The following is a 15,822-nucleotide window of genomic DNA, read 5'->3' on the forward strand; positions in this document are numbered from 1 at the left end:
GCTAGGAACGGACGGCCAGCGGACGCCCTAGTCGCGAGACCAGTTGTGTGCGGTCACGGCAACCGAACTTTCTCAGCAGGTTCGACACGTGGTACTTCACCGCGCTCACGGTGATGAACATGGCCGCGGCGATCTCCGCGTTCTCCCGCCCCTCGGCGACCAGCCGCAACGTCTCCCGCTCCCGGACGGTCAGGGACGCCGGCGGGGGACCGGGCAGCAACGAGGACACCAGCCGCGGCGACACCCAGCCGCCGAACCGGTGCACGTCGTGCACGGCCCGCACGATGTCCTCCGGAGGGTCGTCGGCGAGCACGAGCCCCGTCACGCCCAGCCGCACCAGTCCTTCCACGGCGTCGAACGACGACAGCACCGCGACCGTGCGCGGCCCGGCGGCGGCAGCGGCGTCGGTGACGATCACGTCGGCGGGAGTGCCTGGGACAGCCCACGGCACGGCGGTGAGGCGGGACGAGATCCGGTCGGCCAGCAACGTGCTGCGCAGCGACAGGGACACACGGATGGTCGGCACATCCCGGAACAGTCGGGAAAGGACCGTATTTCCGCGTATCGGCTGCGTATAACGCCAGGTCGTTGTTACCGTTCCGCCGATCATCGGGGGAGGGTGCGTGCGGTTCCGGGTGCTCGGTCCGATCGTCGTCGCGGCGGGCGAGGAAGAGACCCCGTTGCGGTCGGCGAAGCAGCGGATCCTGCTCGCGATGCTGGTGCGGCACGCCAACACACCCGTTTCCCCGCAACGGCTGATCGAGGCGCTCTGGGAGGTCCCGCCGGCCTCCGCTCAGGAGAACGTCCGGCTGTACGTCTACCAGCTCAAGCGCGCGCTGGGCCTCGGCGACCGGATCACCCGCGAGCCGGCCGGGTACGAACTGAGGATCGACGCCGGCGAGCTCGACGCGGACCTGTTCGACCAGCTGACCGAGGACGGTGAACGGGCGCTCGCGGACGGCGACCCCGCCAAGGCGGCCGACCTGCTCACCGAGGCGCTCGGCCTGTGGCGCGGCCCGGCCTATCCGGACCTGCCGGGCCAGTTCGCCGCGAGACTGGACGAGGCCCGGCTGCGCGCGGCCGAAGCGCGTGCCGCGGCGGAACTGGCGCTGGGCCGCCACGCCGAGGTGATCGGCGACCTGGCCGAGCTGGCACAGGCCAATCCGTACCGCGAACCGTTGCACGCCAAGCTGATGACCGCCCTCTACGGCGCATCCCGCCAGGCAGAGGCCCTGGAAGTGTTCCGCCGGGCACGCGAACGGCTCGTGGACGACCTCGGCATCGAACCCGGCCCCGAACTGCGCGGCCTGCACGAGACGATGCTGCAGGGCGCGCCGCTGCACGAACCCGCGCCGCCGAAGACCGCCCGCGCGGACTGTCCGTATCGCGGCCTGATGGCGTACCAGCCGGAGCACCACCCGTGGTTCTTCGGCCGCGATCACCTCGTCGACCTCGTCACGCGCCGGATCGACCGCCATCCCGTCGTCGGGGTGTTCGGCGCTTCGGGCAGCGGCAAGTCCTCGTTGCTGCGCGCCGGTGTCGTCGGTGGGCTCGACAGGACCTGGCGGCCGATCGTCATCACGCCGACCGCGCACCCGATGGCAGCGCTCACGAACGCGCTCGCGGCGTTCACCGGCAAGCGGACCGACCTCGGCGCCGACCCGGCGGCGTTCGACGTCGAGGTCCGCAACGCGCTCGCGAACGGCCCGGACGACGTGCGCGTGCTGCTCGTGGTGGACCAGCTGGAAGAGCTGTTCACGTTGTGCACCAACGAAAGTGAGCGCTCACAGTTCATCGGCGTACTGCTCGACGCGGCCCAGGGACCGCACCGCCGCACCCACGTCGCGCTCGGCGTCCGGGCGGACTTCCTCGCCCACGTCACGCAGCACCCCGGCCTGGTGCGGGCGCTCGCGGACGAGGCGACCGTGCTGGTCGGACCGCCGTCCAGCGCCGACCTGCGGGACATCGTGCTGCGCCCGGCCACGATGAGCGGGCTGTCCGTCGCCGCCGACCTGCTCGCGACCGTTCTCGCCGACGTGGACGCCGAACCGGGCGCGCTTCCGTTGCTGTCGCACGCGCTCGTCGAGACGTGGCAACGCTCCGGCACCGAACTGACGCTGTCCGCCTACCGCGCCGGAGGCGGGGTGCGCGGGGCGATCGCGCAGACCGCCGAACGCGCCCACGACGACCTGGACGACGCCGAACGGCAGGCCATGCGCCGGATCCTGGTGCGGCTGACCGCGTTCGGCGACGGCACCGAGGACACCCGCAGGCCGATCCGCCGCGCCGAACTCGACGGCATCGCCGAGCCGGGGGTGATCGACGGCGTACTTGGCCGCCTGGTCGCCGAGCGGCTGATCGTGGTGGACGAGGACACCGCGGAGATCGCGCACGAAGCGCTGATCCGCGCGTGGCCCCGGTTGCAGCGCTGGCTGTCCGACGACCGCTCGACGCTGCTGGTCCACCGCAGGCTGACCGCCGCCGCCCACACCTGGAGCGAGCTCGACCGGGACGAGGGCGCGCTCTACCGGGGCACCCAGCTCGTCACCGCGTCGGCCTGGGCGCAGGACCATCCCGGCGAGCTGAACGCGGCGGAGGAGGCGTTCCTCGCGGCTAGTCGCGAGCGCGACGAGGCCGAGCAGGTGACGGTGAAGCGCCGCAACCGCTTGCTGACCAGACTCGTCTCGATCATGGGCGTGCTGCTCCTGCTGGCCGCGGGCGGTGGCGGCGTCGCGTGGTGGCAGTCGCGGGAAGCCCAGCTCCGGCAACGGATCGAGCAGGCCCACCAGATCGCGCTGTCCGCGCGCGGCCTCGTCGACACGGCCCCCGATCTCGCCGGACAGCTCGCCGTGTCGGCCTATCGGCTGCACGCGGACGACGACACCCGAGGCGCGTTGCTGAGCGCCGCCTCCGCACCGCGACGGCGAATCGAGCTCAACGCGGACGGCCCGCCCGTGCTGGATGTGAGCGTGTCGCACAAGGGTGATGTGATCGCGACGGCCGATCGGGACGGCCACGTCACGCTGTGGGACCCGCAGACCCGGTCCCGAAAGCTCCTTCTGGCCGACCACAACGGGTTCACCGACGGCGGCTACGCCAGGCAGGCCGAGTTCAGCGCCGACGACAGGTTCCTCGCCTCGAACGCGTCACTGCCCGCGCTGGGCGGAAGCCGCGGCGACGTCGTGGTCTGGGAACTGGCGAGCGGCACCGCCGTGTTCTCCCACCAGTTCGACGTGATCACCACCGGGCTCGCGTTCCACCCGGCAGGGACGTCGTTCGCGGTCGGCGTCGCCGGTGGAGCCGTCGAGGTGTGGGACGTGGCCGCCAGGACCAGCCGGATCTTCCAGGGGCACGCGAACGAGGTGAACGCGCTGGCGTTCAGCCCGGACGGAACGCTGCTCGTCACCGCGAACGGCAAGGAACGTCCGCTGGTGTGGGACGTCGCGTCCGGCGCGCGCATCGGCGAGATCCCGTCGCTGGAGGTCAACAACGTCGGCTTCGACGGCGCGGCGATCGTCACCGCGACCCTGCGCGACGGCGTCAAGTTCTGGGACGTCAGCGGGACGCTGCTGTCCGAGCTGCCGAAGCAGGGCGCCTACGCGTGGGAGGCGTCCGGGCCGGCTGGCGGCCGGATGGCGGTGGCGGACGAGGACGGCCTCATCACCATCTGGGACATCCGCACCGGCCGTCCCATCACGACCTACCGAGACCGCGGCCGCACCGAGTCCAGGGCGATCGCGCTGGGCCGCGACGGCACGCTGCTGGTCTCCGGCGGCTACGGCCGGATCGTGGCGGTGCGCGAGGACGCCGTGCCGCCGTTCACCGGACATGCCGACGGCATCAACGACATCGACGTGTCCGGCAGGCTGGTCGCGTCCGCCGGGGACGACGGAACCGTGCGGCTGTGGGATCTCGACGGCGCCACGGTGGCCACTTTGGACGGTCATTCGGATCGGGTGGAGTCGGTGGCGTTCAGCCCGGACGGCTCCCGGCTGGCCGCGCTGACCCGGGATCACACCATCTCGCTCTGGGACGTCGCCCGGCGGGAACGGCTGTCGTCGTTGTCCTACAACGGTCTGGGCGCGTCGACCGACATCGCCTACCAGCCGGACGGGCGCGGGATCGTGACGGCGTCGCTCGGCCGGTTCCGCTGGAGCCTGCCCGGCCTGACGCAGGGCGCGTTCTCCGGCGGCCCGTACATCGCGAGCGCCGTCGAGTTCACCCCGGACGGCCGCCTGCTGATCTCCACCGATCCGGCGGGCGGCGCGATGCTGTGGGACCTCGCAGGCGACCGGCTGGAACGACGGGTCAGCACCGGTCAGGGCGACGTGAGGGACGTCGCGGTCAGCCCGGACGGCACGCGGTTCGCGACGGCGGGCGCCAACCGGACGGTGAAGATCTGGGACGTGGCCACGGGCGCGGAGCTGATGACGCTGACCGGCCACTCCGCCGCGGTGGTGGCGCTGGCGTTCAGCCCGTCCGGCGACGCGCTGGCGTCCGGGGGAGAGGACGACTCGGTCGTCGTGTGGAACCTGGACACCCGTGCCGGCACCACGCTGACCGGGCACACCGGCCCGGTGCAGGCCGTGGCGTTCACGCGGGAGGACGAGCTGGTGTCCGGCGCGAACGACTCACGGATCATCCGCTGGTCACTGTCCACCGCGGACGCCGAGGCGCGGATCTGCTCCGAGGGCTATCCGCGTTCCGAGGCCTGCGGGACGACCAGGCCCGACTCGTAGGCGATCACCACGAGCTGGGCCCGGTCGCGGGCGTGCAGCTTCATCATCGCCCGGTTGACGTGGGTCTTCGCGGTGAGCGGGCTGATCACCATGCCGGCCGCGATCTCGTCGTTCGAGAGGCCGCGCGCGACCAGCGTCACGGCCTCGCGTTCGCGGTTCGTGAGGTGGGCGAGGCTCTGGTTGCGGTGCGGCGGCTGGCTCACGTACCGGTCGATCAGCCGGCGGGTGATCGACGGGGCGAGCAGCGCGTCGCCGCGGGCCGCGACCCGCACGGCGTGCAGGAAGTCCTCCGGCTGCACGTCCTTGACGAGGAACCCGGCCGCGCCCGCTTTCAGAGCGTGGAAGACGTACTCGTCCAGGCCGTAGTTGGTGAGGATCACGACGTGCGTGCAGGTCAGGGCCGGGTCGGCGGCGATCTGCCTGGTCGCCTCGATGCCGTCCATCCCGGGCATCTGGACGTCGATCAGCGCGATGTCCGGGAGGTGCCGACGAGCCTGGTCGAGCCCTTCCGCGCCGTTCGCGGCCTCGGCGACGACCTCGATGTCGTCCTCGGCTTCCAGCAACGCGCGGAAACCGCTGCGGATCAGCGGCTGGTCGTCCACCAGCAGGACGCGGATCACGGCTGCACCACGGGAAGTTCGGCCTGCACGCTGAAACCGCCTTCAGTGCGCGGCGCGGCGCGGAGGTGGCCGCCGAGCGCCGTGACCCGTTCGCGCATGCCGAGCAGCCCGACGCCCGGTTCCGGGTTCCTGGGCGTCGCCGTGCCGTCGTCGTCCACCTTGATGACCACTGCGTCCGGCCGGCAGTCGATGTGGACCTGCGCGGTGGCCGCGACGGCGTGGCGGGCGATGTTCGTCAGCGACTCCTGCACGATCCGGTACGCCGTCCGGTCGACCGCGGCGGGGACGTCGTCGTGGCGGCCTTCGATCGTGAGCCGGGCGTCCAGTCCGTTCGACCTCGCACGTTCGACGAGCGCGGGGACGTCGTCCATGCCGTGCGGTGGGTTCTTGTCGTCGTCCCTGAGCGCTTCCAACGTCGCCCGCAGCTCCCTGGCGGCTTCGCGGCCGGCGTCCCGGATCACCAGGAGCGGCTCGGGCACGTCCTCGCCGCGCTTGCGGGCGAGGTGGACGGCGACCTCGGCCTGCAGCTTGATCACGGAGATCTGGTGGGTGAGGGAGTCGTGCAGTTCGCGGGCGATGTGCAGGCGTTCCTCGCCCGCCCGCCTGCGCGCCGTCTCCTCACGGGTGCGTTCGGCCTCGTCCGCTCTGCGCTCGGCCTGCCTGAGCGCCTCACCGGCGGCCGCGGCGGCGATCAGCCACGCGATCTGCAGGACGTCCCTGGTCTGCCCGAACGCCTCGTACGCCGTGAGATCGCGGGGCGACAGGAGCGCCGCGAGAGGGAGCGTGGCGAGCATCAGCACGGAACCGGCGAGCGTGACGACGCGATGGCCCGCCCGCATGGTCGCGTACACGGCGAACAGGAACGCGATCACGGGCACGTCGGCCCCGGTCGCCTGGTAGCCCAGCGCGAGGAGCCCGGTCGCGGCGAGCACGGCGATCGGAGCCGTCCTGCGCGCCACGAGCGCCAGCCCGCTCGCGGCCAGCAACGCGTAGCCCGGGCCGGTGGCGGGGTGCCCGGCCACCACCAGGCTCGCGGCGACCCCGGCGGCGATCGCCCAGTCCAGCCAGCGCCTGCTCATGCGTGCACACTAATCCGGTGTTGACGCTGGTAGATCCTGCGCTGGGATGACTTCGGGACTACCGCGACCGCGGTAGTCGCTGTCTGCGCACGCACGACGACCGTTCGCGGTTCGCGGGACAGGCTGGGGCCATGTTGCTCTCAGCTGCTTACGAGATGTCCGCCGGACGCATGTGGTCGCTGATCGGCGCCGCCGCCGGAGTTTTCGGCGTGGTGATGGGCGTGCTGGCCCTGAGACGAGGCCGGAGCGGCCTGGTCGCCGCGATCGCCGGTGGGGTCGCGGTGGTGCTCGGTGTGGTGGTCGTGCTGATGGCGAAGGGCGGCCCCGGCACCGGCTACGGCATCGTCGGCGGCTACGTGTCGCTGGTGGTGGGCCTCGCCGCCGTGGTGCTCGGCGTGCTGGCTAGGCGAAGAGTCGTTCGGGCTGCTGCACCGCGCGCCTCGTGACCAGTCCCGCCGCGCCCCGCACCACCGCGAACTCGCCGAGGGGTGAGGCGATCAGCCTGGTGTGCCGCTCGCCGCCCGCGAGCACCCTGCGGTTCATTTCGGACTGCACGGCCTCGCGAAGATGGTCGTACAGCACGGCATAACTGCCGCCGAGCACGACCGTCGGAACGTCGAAGAGGTTCATCAGGGTCCCGAGCCCGACCCCGAGCGCCTCGCCGGCGCTCCGCGCGGCCTCCAGCGCCCTGGGATCGCCCGCGTCGAGTGCTTTGCACAGGGAGTCGAGCCGCCGCCGTCCCGCCTCGCGCAGGATGACGTCGAGGCCCGCGTACCGCTCAACGCAACCGCGGCTGCCGCACGTGCAGAGGACGCCGTTGCGTTCGATCACGACATGCCCGAGTTCGCCCGCGAACCCGCTGACGCCGCGATAGACCTCGCCGTTCAGCACGACACCCGCACCGATGCCGACGTCCGCGGTCACGTGCACGAAGTCCTCGCCCGCGAGGTGCCGCGGCCACAGGTGGGCGAGCGCGGCGAGGTTCGCCTCGTTGTCCAACTGGACGTCGAGTTCCGTTCGCAGGCTCAGCCTCTCGGCCAGCCGCACGCCGACGAGGTTCGGCAGGTTGGGGGTCCTGATGACGACGCCGTCGTGGACGACACCGGGTATCGCCAGGCCGGCGCCGAGGAACGGCCGCGGCCCGGTGACCTCGCGGATCAGTTCGGCGATCCGGTCGAGCACCTCGTCCGCCGTGGCCTTGCGCATGTCGGCGGGCACGAGACGGCGGTCGAGCGTCTCGCCGTCGAGTCCGATGGTCTCGACGGCGAGGTGGCTGACGTTGATCTCCGCGCCCACCGCGACCGGGCCGTCCGGGTGGAAGCGCAGCGGCTTGGACGGCCTGCCCATGCCGGCGAGCGTGGCCGGTTCCTCGACCAGGATCCCGTTGGCCAGCAACGGTTCGGTGAGGTTGGACAGCGTCGCCTTGGTGAGGCCGGTGCGCCCGGCCAGGTCGGCCCGCGAGCCGGGGCGGTCGACGAGCGCGAGCAGCACCGTCCGCAGGTTGCCGAGGCGGACCTGGCGGAGGTGGTCGACGGTGGTCATCGACTCAAGTATCGCTGCGCGGGTCCGGGAGTCCGCACGCGGACTCCCGGCCTCCGGGTGGTCATCGGTTCAGGTACTTCCGCGCGGCATCGCCGTACCGCGCCCGGATCTCCGGCACCGCCTCCGCCTCGTAGCGGGTGCTGTCCGCGAGCGTCCACTCCGGCGGCGTCGCACCGCCCGTGAGCGTCCACGCCGCCTGCCTCGCGGCGCCGTCGGCGACGTACTCACCAGGCGCGGGCACCGTCACCGGCACCCCGAACACCACCGGCGCGATCTCCCGCACCGCTGGAGAAACCGCCGCTCCTCCGACGAGCCGCACGCCCGTGACGTCCGCACCTTGCTCAGCGAGTGCGTCGAGTCCCACGGCGAGACCGCACAGCATGCCTTCCACGGCCGCACGCGCGATGTTCGCGGGCGTCGCGTTGGCAAGCGTCAGGCCGTGAAGTGCACCCGTCGCGTCCGGCAGGTTCGGCGTTCGTTCGCCTTCCAGGTAAGGCACCATCACGACGCCTTCCGCACCCGGCTTGGCGGACAGGGCGAGCTCGCTGAGCTTCGTGAGGTCGACGCCCAGCATCCTGGCGGTCGCGTCCAGCACGCGGGCGGCGTTCAACGTGCAGGCCAGGGGCAGGTAGCGGCCCGTGGCGTCGGCGAACCCCGCCACGATGCCGGACGGGTCCTGCGCCCGGACGTCGCTGGTGGCCGTGACCACGCCGGACGTGCCGAGCGACACGAGGATGTCCGTGCCGCCGCCCACACCGAGCATGGCCGCCGCGTTGTCCCCGGCGCCCGCGCCCAGCCGGAGCGGGCCGTCCACGAACTCCGCCGGCCCCAGGACTCGGGGGAGCACGACGTCGGAGCGCCCCAGAGCCAGCGAGACCAGCTCCGGCACGTAGGCGTTCGTCACCGAGTCGAAGTAGCCGGTGCCAGACGCGTCCGAGCGGTCGGTGACGAGGTCGGCGAGGTCACCGGTGCCGCGCAGCCGCCACGTCAGCCAGTCGTGCGGCAGGCAGACGGCGGCGGTGCGCTTGGCGTTGGCCGGTTCGTGCTGGGCGAGCCACCGCAGCTTCGTGATCGTGAACGACGCGACCGGCACGAGGCCGATTCGCGATGCCCACTCCGCCGCGCCCAGTTCGTCGGTCAGCGACGCGGCGGCCGCCGCGGAACGGGTGTCGTTCCACAGCAGCGCCTCGCGCACGACCTCGCCGTCCTCGTCGAGGCAGACCATGCCGTGCTGCTGACCGCCGACGCTCACCGCCGACACGTCGTCCAGCCCGCCGGCGTCGGACAGCGCGGACCGCAACGCCGACCACCAGTGCGACGGGTGGACCTCGGTGCCGTCCGGGTGGGCCGCGCGGCCCTCCCGGACGAGCCTGCCGGTCTCCGCGTCACGAACCACGACCTTGCACGACTGCGTGGACGAGTCGATGCCGGCGACGAGCGTCATGTCAGCGTGCTCCCGTGAGGTGCTCGATGGCGAGCTGGTTGAGCTGCACGAAGCCGTAGCCGCGCTCGCCCGCCTGGTCGGGGTCGAAACCGGTGTCCTTGATCAGGTCATCGTAGGACTCGCCGGCGTTCAGCGTGGGCTGCGACAGCTCGGCGACACCCGCGGTCGCGAGCGCCTCCTGCACCTCCGGGTCGGCCCGGAAGGCTGCCGCGCGGTCGCGAAGCAGCAGGTAGGTGGCCATGTTCGCCTTGGCCGAGTCCCAGACGCCCTTGATGTCCTCGGTGCGCGACGGCTTGTAGTCGAAGTGCCGCGGACCCTCGTAACCGGCGGTCTCCAGCAGGTCCACCAGCGCGAACGCGTTCATCAGGTCGCCGTGCCCGAACACCAGGTCCTGGTCGTACTTGATGCTGCGCTGGCCGTTGAGGTCGATGTGGAAGAGCTTGCCGTGCCACAACGCCTGCGCGATGCCGTGCACGAAGTTGAGCCCGGCCATCTGCTCGTGCCCGACCTCGGGGTTCACGCCGACCAGCTCGGGCTTGTCGAGAGACGTGATGAACGCCAGCGCGTGCCCGACCGTCGGCAGCAGGATGTCGCCGCGCGGCTCGTTCGGCTTCGGCTCGATCGCGAACCGGATGTCGTAACCCCGGTCGGTGACGAACTGCGTCAGCAGGTTCATGGCCTCGCGGTACCGCTCGAGCGCCGCTCGCACGTCCTTGGCCACGTCGTACTCGGAGCCCTCGCGCCCGCCCCACAGCACGAAGGTCTTGGCGCCGAGCTCCGCCGCCAGTTCGACGTTGCGCAGCACCTTCTGCAGCGCGAACCGCCGTACGCCGCGGTCGTTGCTGGTGAAGCCGCCGTCCTTGAACACGGGGTGGCTGAACAGATTCGTCGTCACCATCGGGATGACGAGCCCGGTTTCGGCGAGCGCGCCCTGCAGCCGGCTGATCTGCTGGTCGCGGTTCGTGGCCTCGAAGCCGAACAGGTCGTCGTCGTGGAACGTCAGCCCGTACGCGCCGAGTTCGGCGAGCCGGTGCACCGCCTCGACCACGTCCAGCTCGGGCCGCGTGGCCTCGCCGAACGGGTCACGGCCCTGCCAGCCCACGGTCCAGAGACCGAAGGAGAACTTGTCCGCCGGAGTGGGCGTGCTCATCATCCACCTCATTCGTTCAATGCTTGAACTTAGTGCGGACAGTACGATGCCACGGCGTTGATCGCAATCGCTCAGGCGCGAAGTTCCGCGGCGACCGCCTCGACCGCGGGCGCGAGAGCCGCGGCGATCGCGCGGTAGCCGGCGGCCGACGGGTGGAAGCGATCCGCCGCGAAGAGCGAGGGGTCGGCGGCGAACTGGGGCGTCACCGCGCGTTCGACGTGGGCGACCACACCACCCGCACGGATGACGGCCTGCTGCTGCACCTGGGCGTAGTCGCGACTCACGGCCGATACGACGTCGCGCAGGGCGGGCGGCACGTGGGCGACGACGCTCAGGTCGGGCGCGGTGCTGACGACGACCGCGGCGCCCGCTCGCCGCAGGTCCGTGACAGCGTCGTGCAGTTGCTGCGCGCCGACGTGCGCCGGGACGAACCTCGTCAGGTCGTTCGCGCCGATCACCACTACCGCGAGGTCGACCTTGCCCGCCGCTCGGACCTGGGCGCGCAGGTCGGCCGAGCGGGCGCCGGCGAAGGCGTGCACGCTGAGATCGACCTGGTGTCCCATCGCCCGAAGGCGTTCGGCGAGCAACGGGCCGAGCGTGTCCTCCCGGCGCGTGCTGCCCACTCCAGCGGCGATCGAGTCGCCGAGCAAACAGAGGCGCATGGTTGGTGAACGAACAGCCGTTGCGGTGGTGTTCCGGGGAACAATCTGCTGTGAGCGAATGTTGATGTGAGTAAACCGCTGTCGTGAGAGTGCTGATCTGTCTACACTCCACGATCATCAACGAGCTACCGAGCGAGAGGGGACCGGCCATGCGCACCACCGCCGTGCTCCCGTCCCGTTTCGACGTGATCCTCGTGTCTCCGCACCCCGGCTGCCCGCTGCGCGCCGGGTACCGGAGTGTCTGACGAACCCGTTCCAGGTGTTCGTCGGGTCATCGCGCTGACCCCGTAAGTCCTTGACACCAAAGGCACACAGCCATGCGCACGATCACGTTGAACGCTGTCCGCAACCTCGGCATCCTCGCCCACGTCGACGCGGGCAAGACCACGCTCACCGAACGCGTCCTGTTCGCGACCGGCAGCACCTACAAGCGCGGCGAGGTCCACGACGGCACGACCGTCACCGACTTCGACCCGCAGGAACGCGACCGCGGCATCACGATCTTCGCCGCGGCCGTGACCTGCACGTGGGACGGGCACCGCATCAACCTCATCGACACGCCGGGGCACGTCGACTTCGCTGACGAGGTCGAACGATCCCTGCGCGTGCTGGACGGGGCCGTCGCGGTGTTCGACGGCGTCGCCGGTGTCGAGCCGCAGAGCGAATCCGTGTGGCGGCAGGCTGATCGCCACGGCGTGCCGCGGATCGCGTTCGTCAACAAGCTCGACCGGGCGGGCGCGGACCTCGACGCCGTCGTGGAGTCGATCCGCACCCGGCTGCACACCGTGCCGCTCGTCGTGCAACTGCCGATCGGCGTGGAGGACGGGTTCCGCGGTGTCGTCGACCTGGTGCGCATGCGTGCGCTGACCTGGGACGACGGCATGACCGAGGGGCCTGTGCCGGAAACGCTGCTGGCAGAGGCACAACGACGTCGCCGGGCCTTGGAAGAGGCGGTGGCGGAACTGCACCCCGACGCATTGGAGGAGTTCTTCGCACAAGGCCTGTCCGAGCAGACGCTCGTCGAAGCACTGCGGGAACTGACCCAGCGAGGTCAGGCCACCGTCGTGCTGTGCGGCTCGGCGTACCGCAACCGCGGCATCGAACCGTTGCTGGACGCGGTGATCGCGTACCTGCCGTCCCCTGTGGACGTTCCGCCGGTGCGCGGCGTCGACGGCCAGGAACGGCAGCCGGACCCGGACGCGCCGTTCGCGGCGCTGGTGTTCAAGGTGAACGCCACCGCCACCGGACGGCTGGCGTACGTGCGCGTCTACTCGGGCACCCTCCACAAGGGAGAGACGGTCCAGGTGGGCGGCCGCAACGAGCGCATCGGACGGATCCTGCGCGTCCAGGCCGATCGGCACACGCCGGTCGACCAGGCCGTCGCGGGTGACATCGTGGCGCTGGTGGGGCTGAAGTCGGCACGCACGGGCACAACCCTGTGTGCGCCAACGGCTCCGTTGCTGCTCGAACCTCCGGTGTCGGCCGATCCGGTCGTGTCGGTGGCGGTGGAACCGCGGACCAGCGCGGACAACGCCAAGCTCACGGAGGCGCTGGCCCACCTGGTCGACGAGGACCCGTCCCTGCGGTTCGGGACGGACCCGGAGACCGGCCAGACGGTGCTGTCCGGCCAGGGCGAGCTGCACCTGGAGGTCTCGGTGGAGAAGGCGCGCACGCTGCACCGCATCGAGATCACCATGGGACGCCCGCGCGTCTCGTACCGCGAGACCGTTGCCTCAGGCGTGACGGGATTCGTTTACCGGCACGTGAAGCAGGACGGAGGGCAGGGCCAGTTCGCGCACGTCGTGCTCGACACCGAGCCGCTGGAGACCGGTTTCGAGTTCCGCTCGGCCGTCACCGGCGGGCGCGTGCCGCAGGAGTTCGTACGCGCGGTCGAACAGGGCTGCCGGGACGCGCTGGCCGAAGGGCCGCTCGGGCACCCGGTCACCGGCGTGCGGGTGACGCTGGTCGACGGGTCCACGCACGTCAAGGACTCGTCGGAGATGGCGTTCCGCACGGCGGGACGACTCGGGCTGCGTGACGCGCTGAAGGCCGGCGCGATGACGTTGCTCGAACCGATCGCCGAGGTCACGGTGACCGTGCCGGAGGAGTACCTCGGTGGTGTGCTCGGTGATCTGGCTTCGCGCCGGGGCAGGATCCTCGGTTCGACGGCCCGGACAGGCACGACGGTGGTGACGGCGAGCGTGCCGTTGGCGGAGATGTTCGGCTACGTGACTCGCTTGCGCAGCCGGACGCAGGGCCGCGGCAGCTTCACCGCCACGCCGACCGGCTACGCGCCCGCATAGATGGAAGCAGGCCCGTCTCGTGAGAGGCGGGCCTGTGCCATGATCGGCCGAGTGGACCCGTTGAGCGTGATGTCCTTCAACCTGCGGTACGCCTCGGCCGCCGAGCCGAACTCGTGGGCCACCAGACGTCCGGTGATGGCTCAGATGCTGCTCACCGAACTGCCGGCCCTGCTCGGCACGCAGGAGGGCCTGTACGGGCAACTCCTCGACATCGCCCACGACCTGCCGGCCCACTACGACTGGATCGGCCTGGGCCGCGCGGGCGGCAGCCACGACGAGTTCATGGCGATCTTCTTCGACACCCTCCGGCTCGAACCCCTCGAGTTCGACCACCACTGGCTGTCCGCCACCCCGAACGTCGTGGGCTCCCGGTCGTGGGGCAACAACGTGATCCGCATGGTCACCTGGGTCCGGTTCGCGGACCGCCTGACGGGCAGGCAGTTCGTGGCCGTCAACACCCACTTCGACCACGAGTCGGCGAACTCCCGCCTGCGCAGCGCCGAGTTCGTCCGCGACCGCCTCCAGGCCCAGACACTGCCGGTCGTGCTCACCGGCGACTTCAACGACGTCCCCGGCTCACCGCCCTACGCCACCCTCACGGCCGGTCTGGCCGACACGTGGCTCGCGGGTCCGCAGACCACTCCTGCGTACGGGACGTTCCACGGCTACGGCCCGCTCGTCCCGGACGGCCCGCGCATCGACTGGATCCTGACCCGCGGCGCCACCGTCGAGGCCGCCGCGATCAACACCTTCCAGCGAGATGGCCAGTTCCCGTCCGACCACCTCGCTGTTCAGGCGCACATCAGCTTCTAGGCGCCCACTCGGGCGGCAGGTCGTGCGAACAGGTCGGTGCTCCGGCCGCCCGCGCCTGCCGCTGCTCCAGGTACGGCCCGGCGATCTGGTCCCGGGGCACCGGGGCCAGCGCCGTGATCGCGTCGCCCGCGGCCAGGACCTGGCGCCGCATCCGTTCGTGGTCGACGGCCGCCGAGCCGAACGACGGCGCCCAGAGCGTCCACGGCCCGGAGATCATCGCCATCGTCGGGACCAGGTGCGAGTGGAAGTGCGTGCCGATGCCGCCGAACGAGCACTGCGCCGGCACCCGGCCGGGCACCGGTGGGTCGCTGCCGGGCAGGACGAACGTGCGATCGACCGCGCGCCCGGCCAGTGCCGTCTGCGCGCTCTGGGCCAGCACCGGACTGCCCGCGAACCAGCCGGACAGCTCGGCCAGGCCCGTCGGTCGCAGAGAACCTTCCTGAGGCAGGAACTCCCGCGTGCCGAGGTGTTCCAGCACGAACGCGAACGCGACCGAACCCGAGTCGTACTCGGCGTCGAGCGCGCGGGCCCGGAACTCGCTGCCCTCCGCCGGGCGGTGCAGGTGCCCGGTCGCGAAGACGAACTCGATCGTGCGCGGCCGGCAGCGCAACGGCAGGCGTGCGAAGTGCTCGGCCAGCGCCAGCAGCGCGACGGTGCCGTTCTCCTGCACCCACCCCACGCCGTCGGTGTTGGTGTCGAGGACGATCCGCTCACTGCTCAGACCGGGCAGCGTGGCGATCAGCGAGCGCGTGACGGCCGGTGCGCGCCCGGCCAGCACACCGATCGTCGTTCGCGTGCCCGGGACCAGCCGGACAGCCGCGTCGGAGCCGACGAACACGCCCGGCACGCGGTAGTGGGTGCCGAGGTGCGGATCCCAGTAGCCCTTCACCTGCTCGTGCGGGAACGGGAAGGCGATGACCACCCCGGCGGCGCCCGCCCTGCCCGCGTCGACCATGTCCTTGTCCAGCAACGGCTCGGCGAGGTAGCCGCGGTCGAGGGCGGGGAAGTCCCGCAGGACGATCTTGCCGCGGGCGTTCGCGGTGGTGATCGGCGTGCCGGTGGGCAACCTGACCAGCTCACCGCTGCGCAGGCCTGGCTCGGAGTAGGGGATGGCGCCGGCGACCGGCACGACACCGCCCGAGAGCAGGAGACCGGGACCGGGCTTCCAGCGCTGGATCGCGACGGGCTCCGACCGCACGGACACGCCCGGCAGCCGGTCCACGCGGCGTTCCAGCCACGAGATCAGGCGATTGTGGGCAGGGCTGCCGGTCGCGCGCACGCCGAACCCGGCGACGGTGGCGTTGAGAGCGCGCAACTGGGCGGCGGAGGCGAACGACCGGTCGTCGACGGTGGGGGAGCAGTCGGCCGACGCGACGGCCGGAGCGGTCAGTTGGAGGGAGAGAACCGTTACGACACCTATGAATGCGATGCATCTGGCGGGCTGCACGAGGCTCACTGTGAACCTGGCGA

12 protein-coding genes are annotated in these 15,822 nt (G+C 71.4%); 4 read left to right on the forward strand and 8 right to left on the reverse strand.

From position 1 onward, the window contains the following. Position 1 precedes the first annotated feature (1 nt). Positions 2-526: a response regulator transcription factor gene (locus OG205_RS04090; RefSeq protein WP_330274888.1), complete on the reverse strand. Its 525-nt coding sequence runs from the start codon at positions 524-526 to the stop codon at positions 2-4. A 97-nt stretch (positions 527-623) separates the two neighbouring features. Between OG205_RS04090 and OG205_RS04095 the strand changes: the two genes are divergently transcribed. Further along, entirely contained in the window at positions 624-4,739 is a 4,116-nt protein-coding gene (locus OG205_RS04095) for an nSTAND1 domain-containing NTPase (protein WP_330274889.1), read from the forward strand. On the opposite strand, the gene OG205_RS04100 is transcribed toward OG205_RS04095, so the two are convergent. Continuing rightward, on the reverse strand, positions 4,694-5,359 hold the full coding sequence (locus OG205_RS04100) for a response regulator transcription factor (protein WP_330274890.1): 666 nt from the start codon (positions 5,357-5,359) through the stop codon (positions 4,694-4,696). The genes OG205_RS04095 and OG205_RS04100 overlap by 46 nt on opposite strands. Further along, a complete protein-coding gene (locus tag OG205_RS04105; RefSeq protein WP_330274891.1) occupies positions 5,356-6,438 on the reverse strand; it encodes a sensor histidine kinase in 1,083 nt (360 codons plus the stop codon). Before OG205_RS04105 ends, OG205_RS04100 begins: the two co-directional genes overlap by 4 nt. A gap of 131 nt (positions 6,439-6,569) precedes the next feature. Between OG205_RS04105 and OG205_RS04110 the strand changes: the two genes are divergently transcribed. After that, the gene (locus OG205_RS04110) at positions 6,570-6,884 is read left to right on the forward strand and encodes a DUF6223 family protein (RefSeq protein WP_330274892.1); all 315 of its coding nucleotides are present in this window, start codon (positions 6,570-6,572) and stop codon (positions 6,882-6,884) included. Here the strand turns inward: OG205_RS04110 and OG205_RS04115 are convergent. The 4 genes from OG205_RS04115 to OG205_RS04130 all read right to left on the reverse strand — a co-directional run bounded on the left by OG205_RS04115 (position 6,841) and on the right by OG205_RS04130 (position 11,236). After that, on the reverse strand, positions 6,841-7,980 hold the full coding sequence (locus OG205_RS04115; RefSeq protein ID WP_330274893.1) for an ROK family protein: 1,140 nt from the start codon (positions 7,978-7,980) through the stop codon (positions 6,841-6,843). The genes OG205_RS04110 and OG205_RS04115 overlap by 44 nt on opposite strands. A 61-nt stretch (positions 7,981-8,041) precedes the next feature. After that, positions 8,042-9,424 carry a xylulokinase gene (xylB, locus tag OG205_RS04120; RefSeq protein ID WP_330274894.1) on the reverse strand — a complete coding sequence of 461 codons (1,383 nt, stop codon included), beginning with the start codon at positions 9,422-9,424 and terminating at the stop codon, positions 8,042-8,044. Position 9,425: 1 nt separating this feature from the next. After that, entirely contained in the window at positions 9,426-10,577 is a 1,152-nt protein-coding gene (gene xylA, locus OG205_RS04125) for a xylose isomerase (RefSeq protein WP_330278094.1), read from the reverse strand. 68 nt (positions 10,578-10,645) lie between these two features. Continuing rightward, positions 10,646-11,236: an SGNH/GDSL hydrolase family protein gene (locus OG205_RS04130; protein WP_330274895.1), complete on the reverse strand. Its 591-nt coding sequence runs from the start codon at positions 11,234-11,236 to the stop codon at positions 10,646-10,648. A gap of 317 nt (positions 11,237-11,553) precedes the next feature. Here OG205_RS04130 and fusA point away from each other — a divergent pair, with 317 nt between their 5' ends. Continuing rightward, positions 11,554-13,539 (forward strand): elongation factor G, encoded by a 1,986-nt coding sequence (gene fusA / locus OG205_RS04135; protein WP_330274896.1) that lies wholly within the window; start codon positions 11,554-11,556, stop codon positions 13,537-13,539. A gap of 39 nt (positions 13,540-13,578) precedes the next feature. After that, entirely contained in the window at positions 13,579-14,352 is a 774-nt protein-coding gene (locus OG205_RS04140; protein ID WP_330274897.1) for an endonuclease/exonuclease/phosphatase family protein, read from the forward strand. On the opposite strand, the gene OG205_RS04145 is transcribed toward OG205_RS04140, so the two are convergent. Then, positions 14,342-15,799: a hypothetical protein gene (locus OG205_RS04145; protein WP_330274898.1), complete on the reverse strand. Its 1,458-nt coding sequence runs from the start codon at positions 15,797-15,799 to the stop codon at positions 14,342-14,344. The two genes, OG205_RS04140 and OG205_RS04145, sit on opposite strands and share 11 nt — an antisense overlap. Between the last annotated feature and the right edge of the window lie 23 nt (positions 15,800-15,822).

It is taken from the genome of Lentzea sp. NBC_00516, from assembly GCF_036346835.1.
GTDB lineage: Bacteria > Actinomycetota > Actinomycetes > Mycobacteriales > Pseudonocardiaceae > Lentzea > Lentzea sokolovensis.

Excerpts from the sequence above, each read along its gene's own strand:
- OG205_RS04140 (WP_330274897.1), top strand. The coding sequence starts at position 13,579 with ATGATCGGCCGAGTGGACCCGTTGAGCGTGATGTCCTTCAACCTGCGG.
- OG205_RS04130 (WP_330274895.1), bottom strand. The coding sequence starts at position 11,236 with ATGCGCCTCTGTTTGCTCGGCGACTCGATCGCCGCTGGAGTGGGCAGC.
- fusA (WP_330274896.1), top strand. The coding sequence starts at position 11,554 with ATGCGCACGATCACGTTGAACGCTGTCCGCAACCTCGGCATCCTCGCC.
- OG205_RS04105 (WP_330274891.1), bottom strand. The coding sequence starts at position 6,438 with ATGAGCAGGCGCTGGCTGGACTGGGCGATCGCCGCCGGGGTCGCCGCG.
- OG205_RS04115 (WP_330274893.1), bottom strand. The coding sequence starts at position 7,980 with ATGACCACCGTCGACCACCTCCGCCAGGTCCGCCTCGGCAACCTGCGG.
- OG205_RS04110 (WP_330274892.1), top strand. The coding sequence starts at position 6,570 with ATGTTGCTCTCAGCTGCTTACGAGATGTCCGCCGGACGCATGTGGTCG.
- xylA (WP_330278094.1), bottom strand. The coding sequence starts at position 10,577 with ATGATGAGCACGCCCACTCCGGCGGACAAGTTCTCCTTCGGTCTCTGG.
- xylB (WP_330274894.1), bottom strand. The coding sequence starts at position 9,424 with ATGACGCTCGTCGCCGGCATCGACTCGTCCACGCAGTCGTGCAAGGTC.